Origin of the sequence: Wolbachia endosymbiont (group B) of Horisme vitalbata (genome assembly GCF_964028625.1) — a bacterium.
Taxonomy (GTDB): domain Bacteria; phylum Pseudomonadota; class Alphaproteobacteria; order Rickettsiales; family Anaplasmataceae; genus Wolbachia.
Window position 1 is genome coordinate 1,484,006 of sequence record NZ_OZ034797.1, and the last position, 15,791, is coordinate 1,499,796.

Consider the following 15,791-nt stretch of genomic DNA (forward strand, 5'->3'; position numbering starts at 1 on the left):
AATTTCTTTTACTCAAATTTAGATATTCACTGACCGTCCTTACTATAAATGCTAGAATAATAAGCTACTGATATTCTTCATCTTTTTTATCTTTAATCCGCCGTAGATAGCGATGCAACAAAGCCGTGCCGGATTTGGAGAGCTATGCATGAGAAGGATTAACGTTACACTTTATACTGAAGAATGCAAAGTTAAATTTAAGATAGACTTAGACAGTAAAGTACTACTTGATAAAAAAAGAACCGATATGAAATGGAGCAGAGCAAGGCCGAATAATCCAAGTGGTGGAAAATTGTTTTGTTTACCAAAAGGAGATGATGAGCCTGCTCCAAGTTATGGCTCATATTTATGTGAAAATGCAATTGGTTTATCTAATAACAAAACAGAAGGTTATACTCTAATTAATTTAGGAGAAGGTGAAGATTATGCAAAAGGATTTAAGGATAGCCCAAACATATTTATAGTGAATGATGGATCTAAGAGATACTATGGAGGAAATAAGAATGATATCTTTGTTTTGCAGGGAGATCTGATAGAAGGGTCTTTGTACGGAGAGGATGGAATTGATACCTTAGATCTGACTGAATTTGCTCAAGAAGCTGTAAGTGTGAATGTGTATTTAAATACAAATATTGGCACTATTATGTACAACAGATATGGTTATTCTGGATTTCAAATTAATTCAGTAGAAAGAGTGCTTGGTAGAAAAGCTAAGGCAGATCATATATTTAGTGCATGTGAAACTAAATTCTTGGATGGTAATGGTGGTAAGGAAGATCAACTTGATTATTTGGAAATAAAAGATAATAACTGTGTCTATGATATACAAGTAATAGTTAGAAATTACACTGAAGTAAATAATCTAGCACTCAAAGGTAACTTTAACTATATTGTACCATTTCAAAAAGGTAGTGCATCTGTTAAATTACTTGCTAATTTCGAAAATAACCATAGGTTTATATTCGACTACTTGCTTGCTGATATTCAGAGTATTGATATTAAAGATCACAATAGTATAAAGTTCAATTTTTTTCCAAAAGTTGCAAATGGAAACTTTAGTATAGCTATCTCATATAACATAATGAACAATATAATCTATCAATTAAAAGACAGTGCTGAAATAAAAGTAGGTAAGGAAAGAAACTTGTATGCAATACAGAATACTAATAAAACTATTGATGAAATTATAGAAAGTTACCCAGCTATAGCGAATAAACTCAATATGACTATCGCTGTGCAATCAGGTGGTGAATCTATACTTGTTGGCCGTGGGAAATTTGAGGCACTTCACAATCACCCAATCCATAACAGTCACTTAATTGGAAATGGTGGTGAGAATATATACGTAATTACTATAGCCTCAGGTGAGCAAAGATATGAACATAATATTTTTTCTATGCCACAAATAAACATCTACAATCCTGATCAAGCAAGTTCTATAGATACGTTAGATTTACGTAACGTGATAAAAATAATACAAGATGATTTGAAAATACATATTAATCTGCCAAGAATTTTTCAAGATGGAAATGATTTGCTAGTTAGGTTAGAAGCAGAAATGGGACAAAGTTTTTTATTAGAAGTGCTAACAGTAAGATTAAAAGACGGTTTGGATTGGTATGAAAATCTTCATATTATCTCAGATAGTGCGCCTATGAAAATAAGTTCTGAATTAGAATTAAAACCACTACCTTTGATCTTTGACAAAGATAAAGAAATTATTGTGGTAACCGATCAAGATGTGGAGAAAGATGCTGAGCTTATCACGCCTAGAAAAGGAGGAAACAATACGTTTGTTCGTAGTAATGGTCATGATCTAATAATAACTAATGCTTTTGATTCGACTATTACTAAAGATGATTTTTGCAGTATTACACTTAGTAAATTCTATAAAACATCTAAAATGAAAACGTTATCAATAAAATTTACTGATAAAGAGATAGTATTAAAAGATCATGAGAAGGAAATAAGTGCTGCAAGATACTTGGATATTGTAAAAAGAGAGTATAAGGATCAAGTGTACGATGATGTGTTTACAGAAGTCATGTTATCTGATCAACCTCATAGACATAGGCAGCACATTAGAAACCGTAGAAGTGAGTACACAATGAGTAGTGGTACAAGACGACCATCTTCATGGATAAATGATTTATTTGGTTGGGTAAAAAGCTCTATAGGTGGGTTATTAGATTCCAAATCAAGTACTACAACTAAAAGTCCAATCTCACAAGTAGATGCAAAAATGGATGTAAATGGTACGATAATGTTACTTGATGTGCTTGTAAGAAAGTTTACGGGTAAACAATATATACCTGCAGTAGATCAATCTATACCTTTATTAGAAGCAAGAGGTTATGCACTAAATATTACACATAGATTTGAGAAAGTGTTAAATAAAACTGCTATTAAGTCAGGAATATCAGTGACAAATCTAAACTTTGATCCCATGGCAGTGCAATCAGCTATAATTGAAAAAATAATAAATGGAAAAATAACAAATAGAAGATTTTCTGAAATAGCAGAAACCCTATATTCATTTGGAAAAGAAGCATGTCCAGAATTTAAACAAACTGATAAGTTTCTAGATCATTTAAAGAGTAACTTAGAAGAAGTTTTAGCTAAGGAAGAAATTATGATACTACAGCAGAAAGTAGAAAAGCCTTCTAAAGTTTTAGGTCAGAAAGTTTCAAGGAAAGTAGAGTTATCTAAAAAGCCTGATACATTCTTAAATGGAACATCAGTAGTTAAAGGAATAAGCAGAGGGATAAATTGAGGGAACTATGAGGTCTTTTCTGCCTGTAACTGTTTGATATCATCGAAAGAAAGACCGGGAGTGTTAAATAAAGCATACGCGTCAAGTTAAGGAAAAGTGACATAATGAGGGAAGAAAATGGCAAAAAACTATTTTATATATTAAGTAGTTAAGTTAATAATTTACATTATTTTAGGCAAGAATTTCCTAAAAAATAAATGTAACAAATAAAATACCCTCTTTAAATGTTGCTATATTTGACAGTATTTCCTTAACTTGACGCGTATGGTTAAATAAAGTGTGTCAAACCGAAAAGTAAAATATTACAATTAATATAAAACGGAGGTTTTACACATGAGTGAAAAAATGGCAAATAAATATGTTGGATTAGTAGACTATCAAGAACTAGAGTCAAATATTCTGTCATCTATACGAGAAGGTAGGCCACTTACCGGAAGAGATGGAGCGCTAACACCATTGATAAAGAAGCTGCTAGAGGCAAGTTTAGAAGGTGAAATGGAAAGCCATTTATCAAATAATAGGAACGAAGAAAATAATCGCAGAAACGGCAAAAATTCAAAAACTTTACGAACAAGTTCCGGATCATTCGAGCTGCTAACACCAAGAGACAGAGAAGGAAGCTTTGAGCCACAAATAGTCAAAAAAAGGCAAACAAGCCTACATTCTGAACTTGAAACAAAGATTTTGAGCATGTTTGCCAGCGGTATGGGATATAGAGACATAATGTCACACGTCGAAGAAATTTATGACAACAAGATATCGGTTGCTGAAATATCCAGTATTACTGATAAATTATTGCCAGTGATTAACGAATGGCGCAGTCGTCCTTTACAGGCAGTTTATCCGATAGTTTTTATGGATGGAATGTTCTTTAAAGTAAAAGAGGACGGACGCTGTGTAAGCAAGTGCATGTATAATATATTAGCAAAATGGCAGAAAAGAGGTGTTAGGCTTCTATTTAGCTGAAAGTGAAGTTCTGGTTGGGAGTACTAAATGACCTAAAGGAGAGAGGAGTAGATGATATTCTGATAGCTTGTGTTAAAAAGCTTTCCTACAGCTATAAACAGCGTCTTTCCTAATACAGAAATGTATAGTGCATCAGATACGTAATTCATTGAAGTATGTGGCTAGCAAAGATACAAAGAGCTTTTTAAGTGATTTGAGGAAGGTATATCAAGCACCAAGCAAGGAAATTGCTGAGAATTATCTACTAGAACTGGATGAAAAATGGGGTGCAAAGTACCCTATGGTTATAAAATCGTGGCAGAATAATTGGGAAAATTTGTCTAGTTATTTCAAGTATTCTGATCCAATGAGGAGAGTAATTTACACCACTAATCCGATAGAGGGACTACACAGGCAAATTAGAAAATTCACCAAGACCAAAGGCTCATTTACCAGCACAAATGCCTTGTATAAACAGGTATATTGTGCTATAAAAAAGGTGGAAGAAAAGTGGACGATGCCTGTACGTGATTGGGCATTAACTATGTCACAGCTTGATATTTTCTTTCCTGGTAGATTGAAAATTGAGTTGAGTTGAAAATGTGGTTTGACACACTTTATTTAACCATACGCGTCAAGTTAAGAGATTGTGAGCAAATTTAGAGAAGTTAAGGTGGATACTCTAGTTTTTCTGTACTTGTCTTTTAATGAAAACTGCGACCAAGTTATGGTAAGCTTTTTGAGAAAAATATTTAAGCCTTTAATTTTATTATTTAGTGCTAAAAATAACTCTCTAACCCGTCTTTTTAGCTCAATAAATGCCTTTGTTAAGCTAAGCTCCGTATTTTTTTTCAGTTCTGTGCAACCCACTATTCCATGAAATATAAGAATTGCACACAATTTGGCATATAGCTCACATAATACTCTGTATGGCTTTCCTCTCAGCTTATCAAGCCTTATATTACTCTTATATAATTTGAACAATAATTCAATTTGCCATCTTATTCGGTAAACTACTAGTATTTGCTCAGCATTAATCTTACTTTTTGGAACATTAGTTATAAATATCGACCAATTTAGTAACTTTTGGTTCCTTTGAGAAGATGTGTATCCATGTGATCTTGCTAACCTATTAGCCTTTCTTCTTCTAGCCATAGCTTGTTCTTCAGTTAGTTTTTTAAATATAATTCTTACTTTAACCCTTGTCTCTTTTCCTAACAATACCTCCTGTTCTAGAAAAGATCGATCTCCCAAATGTTCTAGTAAATCTATTTTTTGACCTGTCTCTATATCATATATGTTAGTATCGGATTTATAACGACTTATGAAATAAGCTCCTATTTCATTGATTTGTTTAAAAGAACTTGGCACAAAATAACCCAAATCAGATATTAGTAAATCGTTGTTCGATATATTGCTTAAATGGCTTCTATAACCCTGATCTGACCTTATTCCCTCAGTTATATTAAGCTGGTCTAATGTCTGGTTTAGGTAGTCAAAAACTAATTGTAACTTTATTCCAGACTTAGTATTGCTTTCATAACCACTGTAGCTGGTACCATAACCTTTATACATTTCTTCCATACTGTTAGGTAAGCTAATGTAGCTGCTGTCTAATAATTTAACACCTCCAAAGTGCTTCAAGATTCTGCAATCAACTTGTAAGGTATTTTTAAGTAACGTTAAAGATTCATTATACATTCTTTTCATAAATTCCACTGCTTCCTTGGTAAATCTAAAGTCCAGACCTTGTTTTGTTATATTTATCGAGTCTTCATTCAATAATTGACACACTGTCTCTATACTACAATTATCAACCCCTATATTACCCAAAACGATGGCTTTTATGAACGACGAGCCTTTTAGCTTCCTCTTTCTTTTTATGAACCCTGTTGTAGCTGAGATTTTATCTGCTTTTTCATTAAAAAATTCTTTGAGCTTTTTTGAGATGCAAACTATTCTTTTCATTGTATAAGTTCTCCGTTTTCTTTGTTAGATTTAAGAGAACTTATATCTTTTTTTTCTCTTCCTTACACTAAGTTTATTACCACAGTTCCTTAACTTGACGCGTATGCTTTATTTAACACTCCCTCGGTGTCAGAAACTGCTCAAACCATTTATTAAAGATATCCATATTGCAGTGGCCTTCAAAGGTTAACGGAACAACTATTTTTCTGCCGTTTAAGGCTGCAATCATACTGATTCGTTGAATTTTTTTACCAGATTTTAGAGCATAAAACCTCTGTCCCTTCTGGCAATATCCATAACTCGGTGTCCAGACTCATCTATATAAACTAAGTTTTGAGGTTCTTTTGTTGCTATAATTTTCAAAAATTCAGCGCGTTTTTCTTCGTTTCTTTCTTTGTATCCATATGTCTTTTTTTGCGTGTGAGTCCAATTTTTTTAAGTGCTCGATGAATTGTTTGTCTACTAATATTGCCCCAGCATCTCTGACTGAGTTTTGCCACCTTGCTCATTTGCAAATTCGGCAAATGCATTCCAGTCGGTAATTTTATGCCACGCTTCCAGGCTTTTTTGACTGAAAATCTCCCGTTTTCTCACGTCTTTTCTTCCACTCATATAAAGTTGTTTTTCCGATCTTAAATCTCTTGGCAACAGTTTCTCCACTCTCTCCTTCATCCAATGCTTCCATTACCTTTTTTCTTAAGTCATAACTATATGCTACTGGCATCCTTACCTTCCACTACTATCAATCCATATCTTACTCTTTTTGGACTATTATGAGAAGGGCTATACTATCAGAAAGAGGGAGACTATGCTACTCCTTTCTATCCACTTTTTTGAGCAATCCACTTCTACATCTAACACACATCTCAGTGATTATAATATCCAATTTTTGATCATGTTTTTCTACAGGTAAATTTTTACAATATTGCTTCTCATAGGCTACACCTATAAATATTTTTCCAAGTGGCCGTAATTTTTTTATCATTTCATCATACCAACCACCGCCAAAACCTAACCTATTAAAATGATCATCAAAAGCAACAATAGGGGTAATGATTGTGTCGGGAATTATATCTTCATCTGCTTTATTCCATTCCTCAAATTTTAATAACTTATTTTTATTAGGAATTGCTACTTTATATCCTAAATCGAGTAAATGATGCATCAAAGGCACAACATTAATTTCTCCGTCTGTTGGAATGTACGCTGCTATTGTTTTACCTTTAACGCAACTTAAGTTTTTGTTAAAGAGATTAATAAGAGAATTTGCTGCATAACTAGAATAACTTTCATCAACATCTTTTCTTATGGTTCTATATTGCTTCCTTAGTTCCTCTTTGTGCTGTTTAGTGTCTTTGAACATGTTCTATCCATTTTGCAGTGAGCTTTTCTTGTAAACTATTTTGCTTCAAGCGCTCACTTAAAAAATCAAAGTCAACAAGCTCCATATCCTGGTCTTGATTACTGCAACTATAAACAAAACTTATTTCTCCTGTTTCCTTATTTATGTGTTGCTGAATACATTGAGCGCAGATTTCTTTCATCATGCACTGCATAGGAGAGTTAACTGATGATATTGCTATGTGTTTTGGTTTCAGATATGGCTTTAAAATTGTTTTTCTAGCTTCATTTACAGCTTTCATCATTTTATCAGAACCAATAGTGATGATTTTATCTATAGTGTTTAAACTAATAGTAATTTTACCTAACTTTCCTTGCTGATATGAGCTTATTGCATTAACTATATTACCATGAAAGGATTTATCCTGATCTCTACTTGTTTCTATCAATCCTTCTTCACATGCCCAAATTACTGCACTTGATGCACGTTCTATCAGTGCTCGTTTAAATACATCACTTAATTTTTTATAGCCAGCGAAATATAAAACCTTATGATTGTTTTCAAGACATGCCTTCCCTATCGAAAATAACACTGCATTTCCAACTCCACCGCCAATGAGCATTATATTCTTCATAAACTTTTTATGGAGTAGAAAACCTCTCTAACTTCAATTAAACTGATAACTAACAGCTGCATTTTTACGCATATTATCCAATAACAGGTTGCTTTGTATCATAATCTTTTGTTGATACATTTCCTGTTTGATTGCTTCTATATCCATTGCATTATTTTTGATATCACATAACATCATCAACTTTGCAGTGCTATTTTCTCTTAATTCTACTATTTCATTCATATTTGTTTTACTAAATAAAATCTGTAAATCAGGATTTAAATTTCGCATTTTTATTTCAAACTCTTTTACGCTTGGCAACTTGAAATCATCTGCTAACTTGTCAAAATTTAAACAACTGACCTTTTGCTCCTTAAAATTAGAGAGTAAACTTTCTGAACCTTCAACTACAACCTGTTTCAGTTTTAAAGTACTTTTCAGCATTGTATGATTAAGCTGTACTTTATCTATGACTTTTATAACAGAGTAACCTTCGCTTAAACTAACCGGACCTGCTACATCACTGATTTCTAATCCTTCCAAAACGTCCTTGAGTTTACCTTTTAGCTGACTTAAATTAACGGTTGCTTTGCTCATCTTTATTGAAGATTCTGGATTATTACTGCTACGTAATTGTTTTATTAAATCTTCAGCCATCTTCTGATCAGGAATTACAAACTCCTGAAATGTAATAAGGTAGTCAGGTTTCTCTTTTTGTTTTCTTACATCGTCCACTTCTTTATCGCTGATATTGACAAGTGGCACAATTCCTACTTCAATAATCTTGTTCCACAGTAGCTGACACTTTACTTGTTTTTTTAGGGTATTGAGATCTATATTATGCTTTTTTACGTATTGATCAACTTCATCATCCTCAAGTTTTAAACTTTGAGTTAAGAATAACGTGACAGCATTATTTAACTCCTCGTTACTCAATTCTATATTCATCTTCTGTGCTTCGCTGACAATGATAATTTCGTCTATTAACTGTCTTAGAATTTGAGATTTCACCTCTTTTTGATTAATCTTCTGAGTGCCAAGCAATGAATTTATGAAGTTTATACGTCTTTCGATATCTAAATTTGAAATTGGCTCACCATTTACATCTGCAACAATTTCAATCTCAGTTGCAAGTAACCTAAGCGGCAGCATTATTAATATCAAAATTAGTATTTTATGCATATAAAATTATTTAGCTAATAACTAATTCTATAATAAATACTGAATAAACGCTAGCTAACTTTTTAATAATTAAAAAAGAGGGTGAAATTACTGTAATGAATACCTAAACAATAATATACGGAAGGAGAGGGATTCGAACCCTCGATACGACTTTTCAATCGTATAACGGTTTAGCAAACCGCCGCCTTCAGCCGCTCGGCCACCCTTCCAAATTATTACTATAATATCAAGACCTTTACTGCCTGTCTAATGCTTTTAACCGCAATATAAAAAACAACAATATTTTTCTGAGCAGCTCTAATGCAAACTAATTTCTACTTTTTTCAATGATTTTTTTTGCTTCTTCTACATCAGCCCATTCTCCAACTGTCACCGTTTTTCCCTTTTCTAAATCTTTATAATGAGAAAAGAAATGAGCAATTTTATCTAGTAGATTTTTAGGTAAGTCAGAATAGTTCTTTATATTGTCATAATAGCTATCAACACTGGAGATAGGTACAGCTAATATTTTTTCATCCTCTCCTTTTTCATCTTTGGTAAGTAATGCACCTACTGGACGCACCGATATCAAAACTCCAGGCGCTAAAGGAAATTGAGTTAGCACCAAAACATCCGCAGGGTCACCATCACCTGCACAGGTGTTTGGTACAAATCCATAATTGCAAGGATAAGTCATTGAAGTAGACAGAAATCTGTCAACTTGTAATAATCCGAGCTCTTTATTAAATTCATACTTTACGGGTTCAGCATTTGCGCCTATTTCAATTACTACATTTATTTCATCTGGTTTTGTTGTTATTTTGCTTAAATCCATGGATTACCTCGTTATTCAAGAGAAGATATTATATAGCATACACTTTAAAAGTGCTACATTTATCATTCATAAGTAGAGGTTTATGGTTGCATAGGACCATTTGTAAAACCATTAATAGTTGCACTGTTGAACGTTGAATGTGGCGGTTCTTGAGGTGATTTCAGTAGTTGAAATAAAGCATATACTACTACAATAGTCAGTACTGCAGCAATTATTAGATTAGTTTGTGGGCTCATTGAGTTAAACAAATTTTGCTCCATAAAGAAATAATCGGTAGCATATAATCCAACAGACAATACAAACATACCTAAAGCTAATTTACAAAATGTGTTTTTATGATTTTTGTTTTTTTTGTTACTGATAGTAGAGTTTAGTCTGCATTCACTTTGTGGCACTGAGTAATACGTATTCTCAGGGTTTGTTACTAATTGTTCAAATGCATCACTATTTTGGTTTTTTAGTAGTTGCTCTAGAGTACGTTTGATATTTTTAGGATATAGAGAATCTTGACTGTCTTGCTCTCTTGCAGCTGTAAATGTCCCGTTCAATTCACTTATACCTCTATAATTAAGTGTATACTTGGTGAATCCATTTCTATACGGTAACTCAATTTTTCTTAATACGTTTATTAACTGTAAGATGTAACTGTAATACAGTGGTGTGTTGATTACTCTAGCTTTCTCATTAATATATTGATTGAGTGATAAAATATCTCCATTTCCAGTACATGTAGAAAATATACCATAACTAGAAAATAGTAATGCTATGTCTTTATCTATTTTTATACTGTGAATCGAGTAATAATGATTTATTACCTCTTTACATAAGCTAAACTCTTTATCAAATTCATTTGCATAGCTTATTTTGAGTAACTTTTTAACATTATTGAGTACTTGTTTCTCAAAGTCATCATTATTGTTAAATAGAGCTTCACCTTTCGGATTTGCTAGAATATTAAAAAGCTTTAGTTTTTTTTGATCTTCTGTCAATTCTACTTGATCTACAATTTCCCTTAGCAGTTTCTTCGAAGTGTCACAAAGAGTAGGTATTTTTTTACTTTCAACTGCAGCATATATTTTATCAATTACTTCTTGAGTATTGAACTGAGCATTTTCTGCAAGAACTCTATAAGCTTGAACATAAATTAAAAACAATCCTTGTAGACTAAATTTTAAGTTAAAATATTTATCTAATGGCTCTTGTTCTTTTTTATTAATGAATTCGGATAGACCTATATGATTTCTGCAATCCATGCAATGATGTAAGTCAGCATGTTGAAAACTGCCCAAACGAATAAATGCGGCCTCTAGTAAATTGCCCTTACCAACAATTTTTATTAACTCTTCAACTTCTTTAACCATCCCTCTAGTCCACAATATAATAATTATCTTTATAGTATAAAGAATATAGGATAAAACAGCAATAAATTTTATTGTATGTTTAAATTCTGCATTAAAAAATTAAACCACCAAGTTAGGAGCATATCCAACCTCCACCTATAACTTGTTCGCCCTTATATGCTACACAGGCTTGACCTGGACTGATGCCAAAGTAATCGTCGTTTAAAATTACACAGGCTTTGTTCTTTTCGTCAGTTGAATATATTGTCGCTAAGCTTCCTGCATGTGATGACCTAAGCTTCACAGTTACTTCCATGCCTTCTTTTGGTTGTTCTAACCAATTTAACTCTTTGACCAATATCTTTTTTTGCATGAGCGCATTGATTGGACCCACTACAACCTCATTATTTTCTGTATTAATTCTTATTACATAAAGAGGCTCACTGTGTGCAATGCAGAGGCCTCTTCTCTGGCCCACTGTAAAATTTACTATGCCGCTGTGCTCACCTAGAACTTTTCCATGAATATCTACTATTTTACCTTTCTGTACAGATTGTGGAGCTAATTTAGCTATTGTTTTACTATAGCTTTCGGAAACAAAGCATATATCTTGACTATCCGGCTTTTCAGAGATTTGTAAGCTAAAATATTTTGCTAATTTTCTTATATCACTTTTATAGAACTCACCTAGTGGAAATCGCAAAAGCTTTAACTGCTCCTCAGTTGTAGCAAACAAAAAATAACTTTGATCTTTACTTTTATCAATACTTCTGCACAACTTTACCTCACCATTTTCTTCTAATCTTCTTACGTAATGTCCTGTTACGAGCACATCCGCACCAAGATTTTTTGTGACTTGCAATAGATCACGGAATTTTACTGTTTGGTTACATCTTACACATGGTATGGGGGTTTCCCCACGCATATAGGTATTTGCAAAATCCTCTATTACTTCCTTTTTGAATATTTCCTCGTAGTTTAAAATATAGTGGGGAAAGCCAACACTTTCAGCCACGTATTTGGCATCATAAATATCCTGTCCAGTACAGCATGCACCCTTTCTCGCATTACCATCACTGCCATAGAGCTGAAGAGTCACACCTATCACTTCGTACCCAAGGTTATACAGCAGTGCTGCAGCAACGGAGCTATCAACTCCCCCGGACATTGCAACAATAGCCTTAGTTTGATGCGGAGCTTTATCTTTTAATAAAGGTTCAATTTCAAATTCTTTTAGCATATAATTTATAAACACAAACCTGGTGTCAAGCACTGGAATCCAGTTTCTATTACACAATTTCATCGAAACAGCGTACTTATTTGTAGTCAAGTTCCAGTGTCAAGCGCTGGGATGACACCCCTTCCTGCTGGAAGTCGCCTTTAAATTACTTGGTGCGTGACACTGGGATCTCATTTATATTACATAATTCCATCAAAACAATTCGATAAACTGCCTTCAAAAACAATTTAATCTTGCTTGAATAAAACATGGCCAAAATAGTCCATGTTTTCAAGTACTTTTCCGCTACCCAGGGCAACACAACAAAGTGGATCATCTGCAACACGAACTGGTAATTTTGTTGTTTCACTAATAACTTTACTCAAGTTGCGCAATAACCCACCTCCACCAGATAAAATTATTCCTCTATCAACTATATCAGAAGAAAGTTCAGGTGGAGTACTCTCCAGTGCAGTTCTAATAGCAGAAATTATCTGATGTACAGGCTCTATTAGGCTCTCTGCAACTTGATATTCTGATAAAAGCATTTCTTTTGGCATACCACTCACTAAATCCCTGCCTTTAATTATCATTCCCTCTTTGTTGTTTTCAACTGGCAGACTGGCTGAACCGACGTTTTTCTTAATTTTTTCAGCAGTTGTTTCGCCAATCAATAACTTATGATTTTCACGAATGTATGACTTTATTGCCTCATCCATAATATCGCCACCTACTCTGGCAGAACGTGAATAAACAATTCCACCTAAAGAAATAATTGCAACTTCAGTTGTACCACCTCCTATGTCAACAATCATAGAACCTTCAGGTTCGGTAACTGGAAGTCCAGCCCCAATTGCTGCAGCCATTGGTTCTTCAATTAAGAATACTTCATTTGCACCAGCACTTTCTGCTGCATCTTGTATAGCACGCCTTTCAACTGGGGTAGATCCAGATGGAACACATATGATAATATTAGGCTTATTAACAGTGAATCTTGTGTTTGCGCTGCGTATGAAATATTTTAACATTTCTTCCGCGCTTTTAAAATCAGCAATAACTCCGTCTTTCAAGGGCCTTATCGCTTCTATTTCTCCAGGTGTTTTTCCGAGCATCATCTTAGCTTTTTTGCCAAAAGCATAAGGAACGTAACTTCCTTTTTCTTTTACTCTTGCTACAACTGAGGGTTCATCAAGCACTATCCCCTGACTTTTCTGATAAACTAAAGTATTTGCAGTACCAAGATCTATAGCAATATCGCTAGCAAATAAACCTTTGAAAGTAAAAAAATTTCTGATTAAATTCTGAACAAAACTCATACACAACTCAAGAAAACCATTTATTGAGACAAATTATACTTTTCAGATAAGTAACTAGTGTAGCACTCAATATCTAAATCCCTACCTGTTACCTTTTTTAGCTGTTCCAAAAAGCCATAATTTGCACTATATACATTTTTAGAGAACCAATCGATAAGTAAACTGAAATCTCCTTTTACTATAGAATCTAAAAATTCGTAATGATTTTTCTTAATGAAAGAAAAAAACTGCACAGCAGCGATTAATGCTATGACTTTAATAGGAAAGTAGCCTATAACACCACTTATCCAATACTCATCTTGAAAATAAGTGTCTAGCTCATTTTTAGCTTTTACTGAAATCTTGTAATGCTTCATACCTTCCAACCATTTATCGTGTAGATCTTTAACTTCTAACGTACCATTTATTAGATCTTGTTCTAATTTAGTTCTTAGCATAATGTGAGCCAATAAACTAAATTCATCCGCATTCTTCAAAAAAGATGAAAGATTTACTTTATTGAAAATCAAATACAAATTTTCAACACTACTATTAATTTTGCCTTTTGTAGAAAGTTTCTCCTTTATGTGTGGTTGAATGAACTCAATAAATTCTCTGGATGTTCCAATGATCCTTTCCATGAATAACCCTTGAGTTTCATACATAATATGTTTAGTAATTGAGCTCTTTATAGAATTTTGCGCTAAACATTTTTGATGAATTGCATAACCAGTATGCCGTAAAAGTAAAAATAAACCATAACAAAGGTCAGATTCATCATAATCGATAGGATCGTAATAAGAAATGGAAATCTCATTTGGTGTAACACTCATTTGCTGTAAGAATAAGGAACCAAGTTCAATCTGTCTCTGAACCGTAACTTTTTGTATATTAGTAACCTTATCCTTCTTCTGCTTTTGAGTTACTTTCTCTACATTTTCACTAAAAAATTTACCTAGCTTAGGAAATATTTCCTTTATGTTCTTTTCTGTGATATTAGAGTCATAGTCAGCAAGCAATGACTCATAGTTTGAGCGCTTTAATTGCTGCGATTTTATAGAAGCTGCTTCACGAGTAAGCTTAATTAGGTTAGTAAAGCATTCTTTCAGCTTTGCTAAGTTACTAATTTCAGAATTAGTTAGCCTCCATAAGTTTTGGCATTCAATCTTAGCTTTGGACAAAGATTTTACTAAATCAACAGGAATAGCACTGCTGCTTTTGTGTATCCCCTCTATTAACTTTAGCTGCTGAATATTAGCACTCTTTTTATTCCTAAGAGCATTCGCTAATGATTCCTTTATTGCATCATGAGAGATAATTTCATGTCTGATTTCCTCTAGAAGACACATTTGTTCAACTTTGTCCTCTACATTCAATTGGCTTTTGCTTAGTAGTTTTAGTGTGTTTTCGATATTCCTTACCTTATGTAATACTTCCTCTAAAAACTTATAAGATCTCATTTTTATTCATTGCTTTGAAACATCTGCTTAATATCGTAATAGATTAATAATAAAGTTAAAAGTATATTTGCTTAAAGTACAATAAAAAATTGTATTTTTATTCTTTTATTGTACTTCATTGCTAAGAATTGAGCATCTTATCAGAAAATTAATTATAAGATTGTAAAGAAAACATTTAGTATTTTATTTCCCTTGACTCTATTCTAGTATAGAGGGATTATTAGTACTAAAATTAAAATTACGCACTATATTTTAAATTTATGGAGGTTTAGTGATGTGGAGTAGACTGATTATAATGTGTTGTTTTTGTTTACTGCTTACTGGTGTAAGTTCTTGCCCTAAAAAAGGAGTAAATACGACAAATAAAATGAATGCTGTTGTTAAGCAGATAGGTGATAAAAGAGTTTTCTTTGGTTATGATGAATCTAGTATCAGTGAAGTGAGTGCAGATGCATTACTTGACGTGATGGAAGTGTTACAAAATAATCCTGACGCAAAGGTCACTTTAACTGGTCATACTGACAATCGTGGTTCTCACGAGTATAATCTTGCACTAGGAGCTAGAAGAGCAGATGCAGCTAAAAAATTTATGGTCAGCTGTACACCTTATCTAGAAAATAGAATAAAAACTGCTTCTAAAGGTGAAACTGAGCCTTTGGTTAATGTAAAAGATGATTCTAGAAATTCTAAATATGAAAAAGAGCATGCTAAAAATCGTAGAGTGGAATTTTCATTTTCTGGAATAAAGAAGTAGTTTCTTGCATTAAAACCTGGATCCCAGTGTCAAGCACTGGGATGACAAAAGAGAGCAATTCCGCTGCTTGTTAGCGGGATCTATAT

General features: G+C 33.2%; 11 protein-coding genes, 1 tRNA gene and 2 pseudogenes. 3 read left to right on the forward strand and 11 right to left on the reverse strand.

Annotated features, from left to right (window positions below):
- The first annotated feature begins 112 nt into the window (after nt 1–112).
- On the forward strand, nt 113–2,773 hold the full coding sequence (locus ABWU56_RS07140) for a latrotoxin-related protein (RefSeq protein ID WP_353281455.1): 2,661 nt from the start codon (nt 113–115) through the stop codon (nt 2,771–2,773).
- Nucleotides 2,774–3,118: 345 nt separating this feature from the next.
- Nucleotides 3,119–4,316, forward strand: a pseudogene (locus ABWU56_RS07145) (IS256 family transposase).
- Between the two features lie 41 nt (nt 4,317–4,357).
- Here ABWU56_RS07145 and ABWU56_RS07150 read toward each other — a convergent pair.
- From ABWU56_RS07150 to ABWU56_RS07200, 11 genes and pseudogenes are all read right to left on the reverse strand, one after another.
- Complete coding sequence (locus ABWU56_RS07150; RefSeq protein ID WP_353281094.1) at nt 4,358–5,686, reverse strand: IS4-like element ISWosp7 family transposase; 1,329 nt, start codon at nt 5,684–5,686, stop codon at nt 4,358–4,360.
- 124 nt (nt 5,687–5,810) lie between these two features.
- A pseudogene (locus ABWU56_RS07155) lies at nt 5,811–6,410 on the reverse strand (IS630 transposase-related protein); the annotation flags it as partial.
- Between the two features lie 87 nt (nt 6,411–6,497).
- A complete protein-coding gene (locus tag ABWU56_RS07160) occupies nt 6,498–7,049 on the reverse strand; it encodes a 5-formyltetrahydrofolate cyclo-ligase (protein ID WP_010403418.1) in 552 nt (183 codons plus the stop codon).
- Nucleotides 7,033–7,662: an oxidoreductase gene (locus ABWU56_RS07165; protein WP_139686783.1), complete on the reverse strand. Its 630-nt coding sequence runs from the start codon at nt 7,660–7,662 to the stop codon at nt 7,033–7,035. The genes ABWU56_RS07160 and ABWU56_RS07165 overlap by 17 nt, the downstream gene beginning before the upstream one ends.
- Before the next feature lie 33 nt (nt 7,663–7,695).
- A complete protein-coding gene (locus ABWU56_RS07170) occupies nt 7,696–8,823 on the reverse strand; it encodes a SurA N-terminal domain-containing protein (protein WP_353281457.1) in 1,128 nt (375 codons plus the stop codon).
- A 118-nt stretch (nt 8,824–8,941) separates the two neighbouring features.
- Nucleotides 8,942–9,032 (reverse strand) — tRNA-Ser (locus ABWU56_RS07175).
- A gap of 98 nt (nt 9,033–9,130) precedes the next feature.
- Nucleotides 9,131–9,637: an inorganic diphosphatase gene (ppa, locus tag ABWU56_RS07180; protein WP_353281458.1), complete on the reverse strand. Its 507-nt coding sequence runs from the start codon at nt 9,635–9,637 to the stop codon at nt 9,131–9,133.
- 80 nt (nt 9,638–9,717) lie between these two features.
- A complete protein-coding gene (locus ABWU56_RS07185) occupies nt 9,718–10,998 on the reverse strand; it encodes a hypothetical protein (RefSeq protein WP_353281460.1) in 1,281 nt (426 codons plus the stop codon).
- Nucleotides 10,999–11,110: 112 nt separating this feature from the next.
- Nucleotides 11,111–12,217, reverse strand: a complete 1,107-nt coding sequence (gene mnmA, locus ABWU56_RS07190) for a tRNA 2-thiouridine(34) synthase MnmA (protein ID WP_353281462.1) — start codon at nt 12,215–12,217, stop codon at nt 11,111–11,113.
- Nucleotides 12,218–12,444: 227 nt separating this feature from the next.
- Nucleotides 12,445–13,512 carry a rod shape-determining protein gene (locus ABWU56_RS07195; RefSeq protein ID WP_064085834.1) on the reverse strand — a complete coding sequence of 356 codons (1,068 nt, stop codon included), beginning with the start codon at nt 13,510–13,512 and terminating at the stop codon, nt 12,445–12,447.
- A gap of 20 nt (nt 13,513–13,532) precedes the next feature.
- Nucleotides 13,533–14,951, reverse strand: coding sequence for a carboxypeptidase (locus ABWU56_RS07200; RefSeq protein ID WP_353281463.1), 1,419 nt, complete (start codon nt 14,949–14,951; stop codon nt 13,533–13,535).
- A 274-nt stretch (nt 14,952–15,225) separates the two neighbouring features.
- Between ABWU56_RS07200 and ABWU56_RS07205 the strand changes: the two genes are divergently transcribed.
- A complete protein-coding gene (locus tag ABWU56_RS07205; RefSeq protein ID WP_007302208.1) occupies nt 15,226–15,705 on the forward strand; it encodes an OmpA family protein in 480 nt (159 codons plus the stop codon).
- The last annotated feature ends 86 nt before the right edge of the window (nt 15,706–15,791 follow it).

Excerpts from the sequence above, each read along its gene's own strand:
- ABWU56_RS07140 (WP_353281455.1), top strand. The coding sequence starts at position 113 with ATGCAACAAAGCCGTGCCGGATTTGGAGAGCTATGCATGAGAAGGATT.
- ABWU56_RS07205 (WP_007302208.1), top strand. The coding sequence starts at position 15,226 with ATGTGGAGTAGACTGATTATAATGTGTTGTTTTTGTTTACTGCTTACT.
- mnmA (WP_353281462.1), bottom strand. The coding sequence starts at position 12,217 with ATGCTAAAAGAATTTGAAATTGAACCTTTATTAAAAGATAAAGCTCCG.
- ABWU56_RS07200 (WP_353281463.1), bottom strand. The coding sequence starts at position 14,951 with ATGAGATCTTATAAGTTTTTAGAGGAAGTATTACATAAGGTAAGGAAT.
- ppa (WP_353281458.1), bottom strand. The coding sequence starts at position 9,637 with ATGGATTTAAGCAAAATAACAACAAAACCAGATGAAATAAATGTAGTA.
- ABWU56_RS07160 (WP_010403418.1), bottom strand. The coding sequence starts at position 7,049 with ATGTTCAAAGACACTAAACAGCACAAAGAGGAACTAAGGAAGCAATAT.
- ABWU56_RS07170 (WP_353281457.1), bottom strand. The coding sequence starts at position 8,823 with ATGCATAAAATACTAATTTTGATATTAATAATGCTGCCGCTTAGGTTA.
- ABWU56_RS07195 (WP_064085834.1), bottom strand. The coding sequence starts at position 13,512 with ATGAGTTTTGTTCAGAATTTAATCAGAAATTTTTTTACTTTCAAAGGT.
- ABWU56_RS07185 (WP_353281460.1), bottom strand. The coding sequence starts at position 10,998 with ATGGTTAAAGAAGTTGAAGAGTTAATAAAAATTGTTGGTAAGGGCAAT.
- ABWU56_RS07165 (WP_139686783.1), bottom strand. The coding sequence starts at position 7,662 with ATGAAGAATATAATGCTCATTGGCGGTGGAGTTGGAAATGCAGTGTTA.
- ABWU56_RS07150 (WP_353281094.1), bottom strand. The coding sequence starts at position 5,686 with ATGAAAAGAATAGTTTGCATCTCAAAAAAGCTCAAAGAATTTTTTAAT.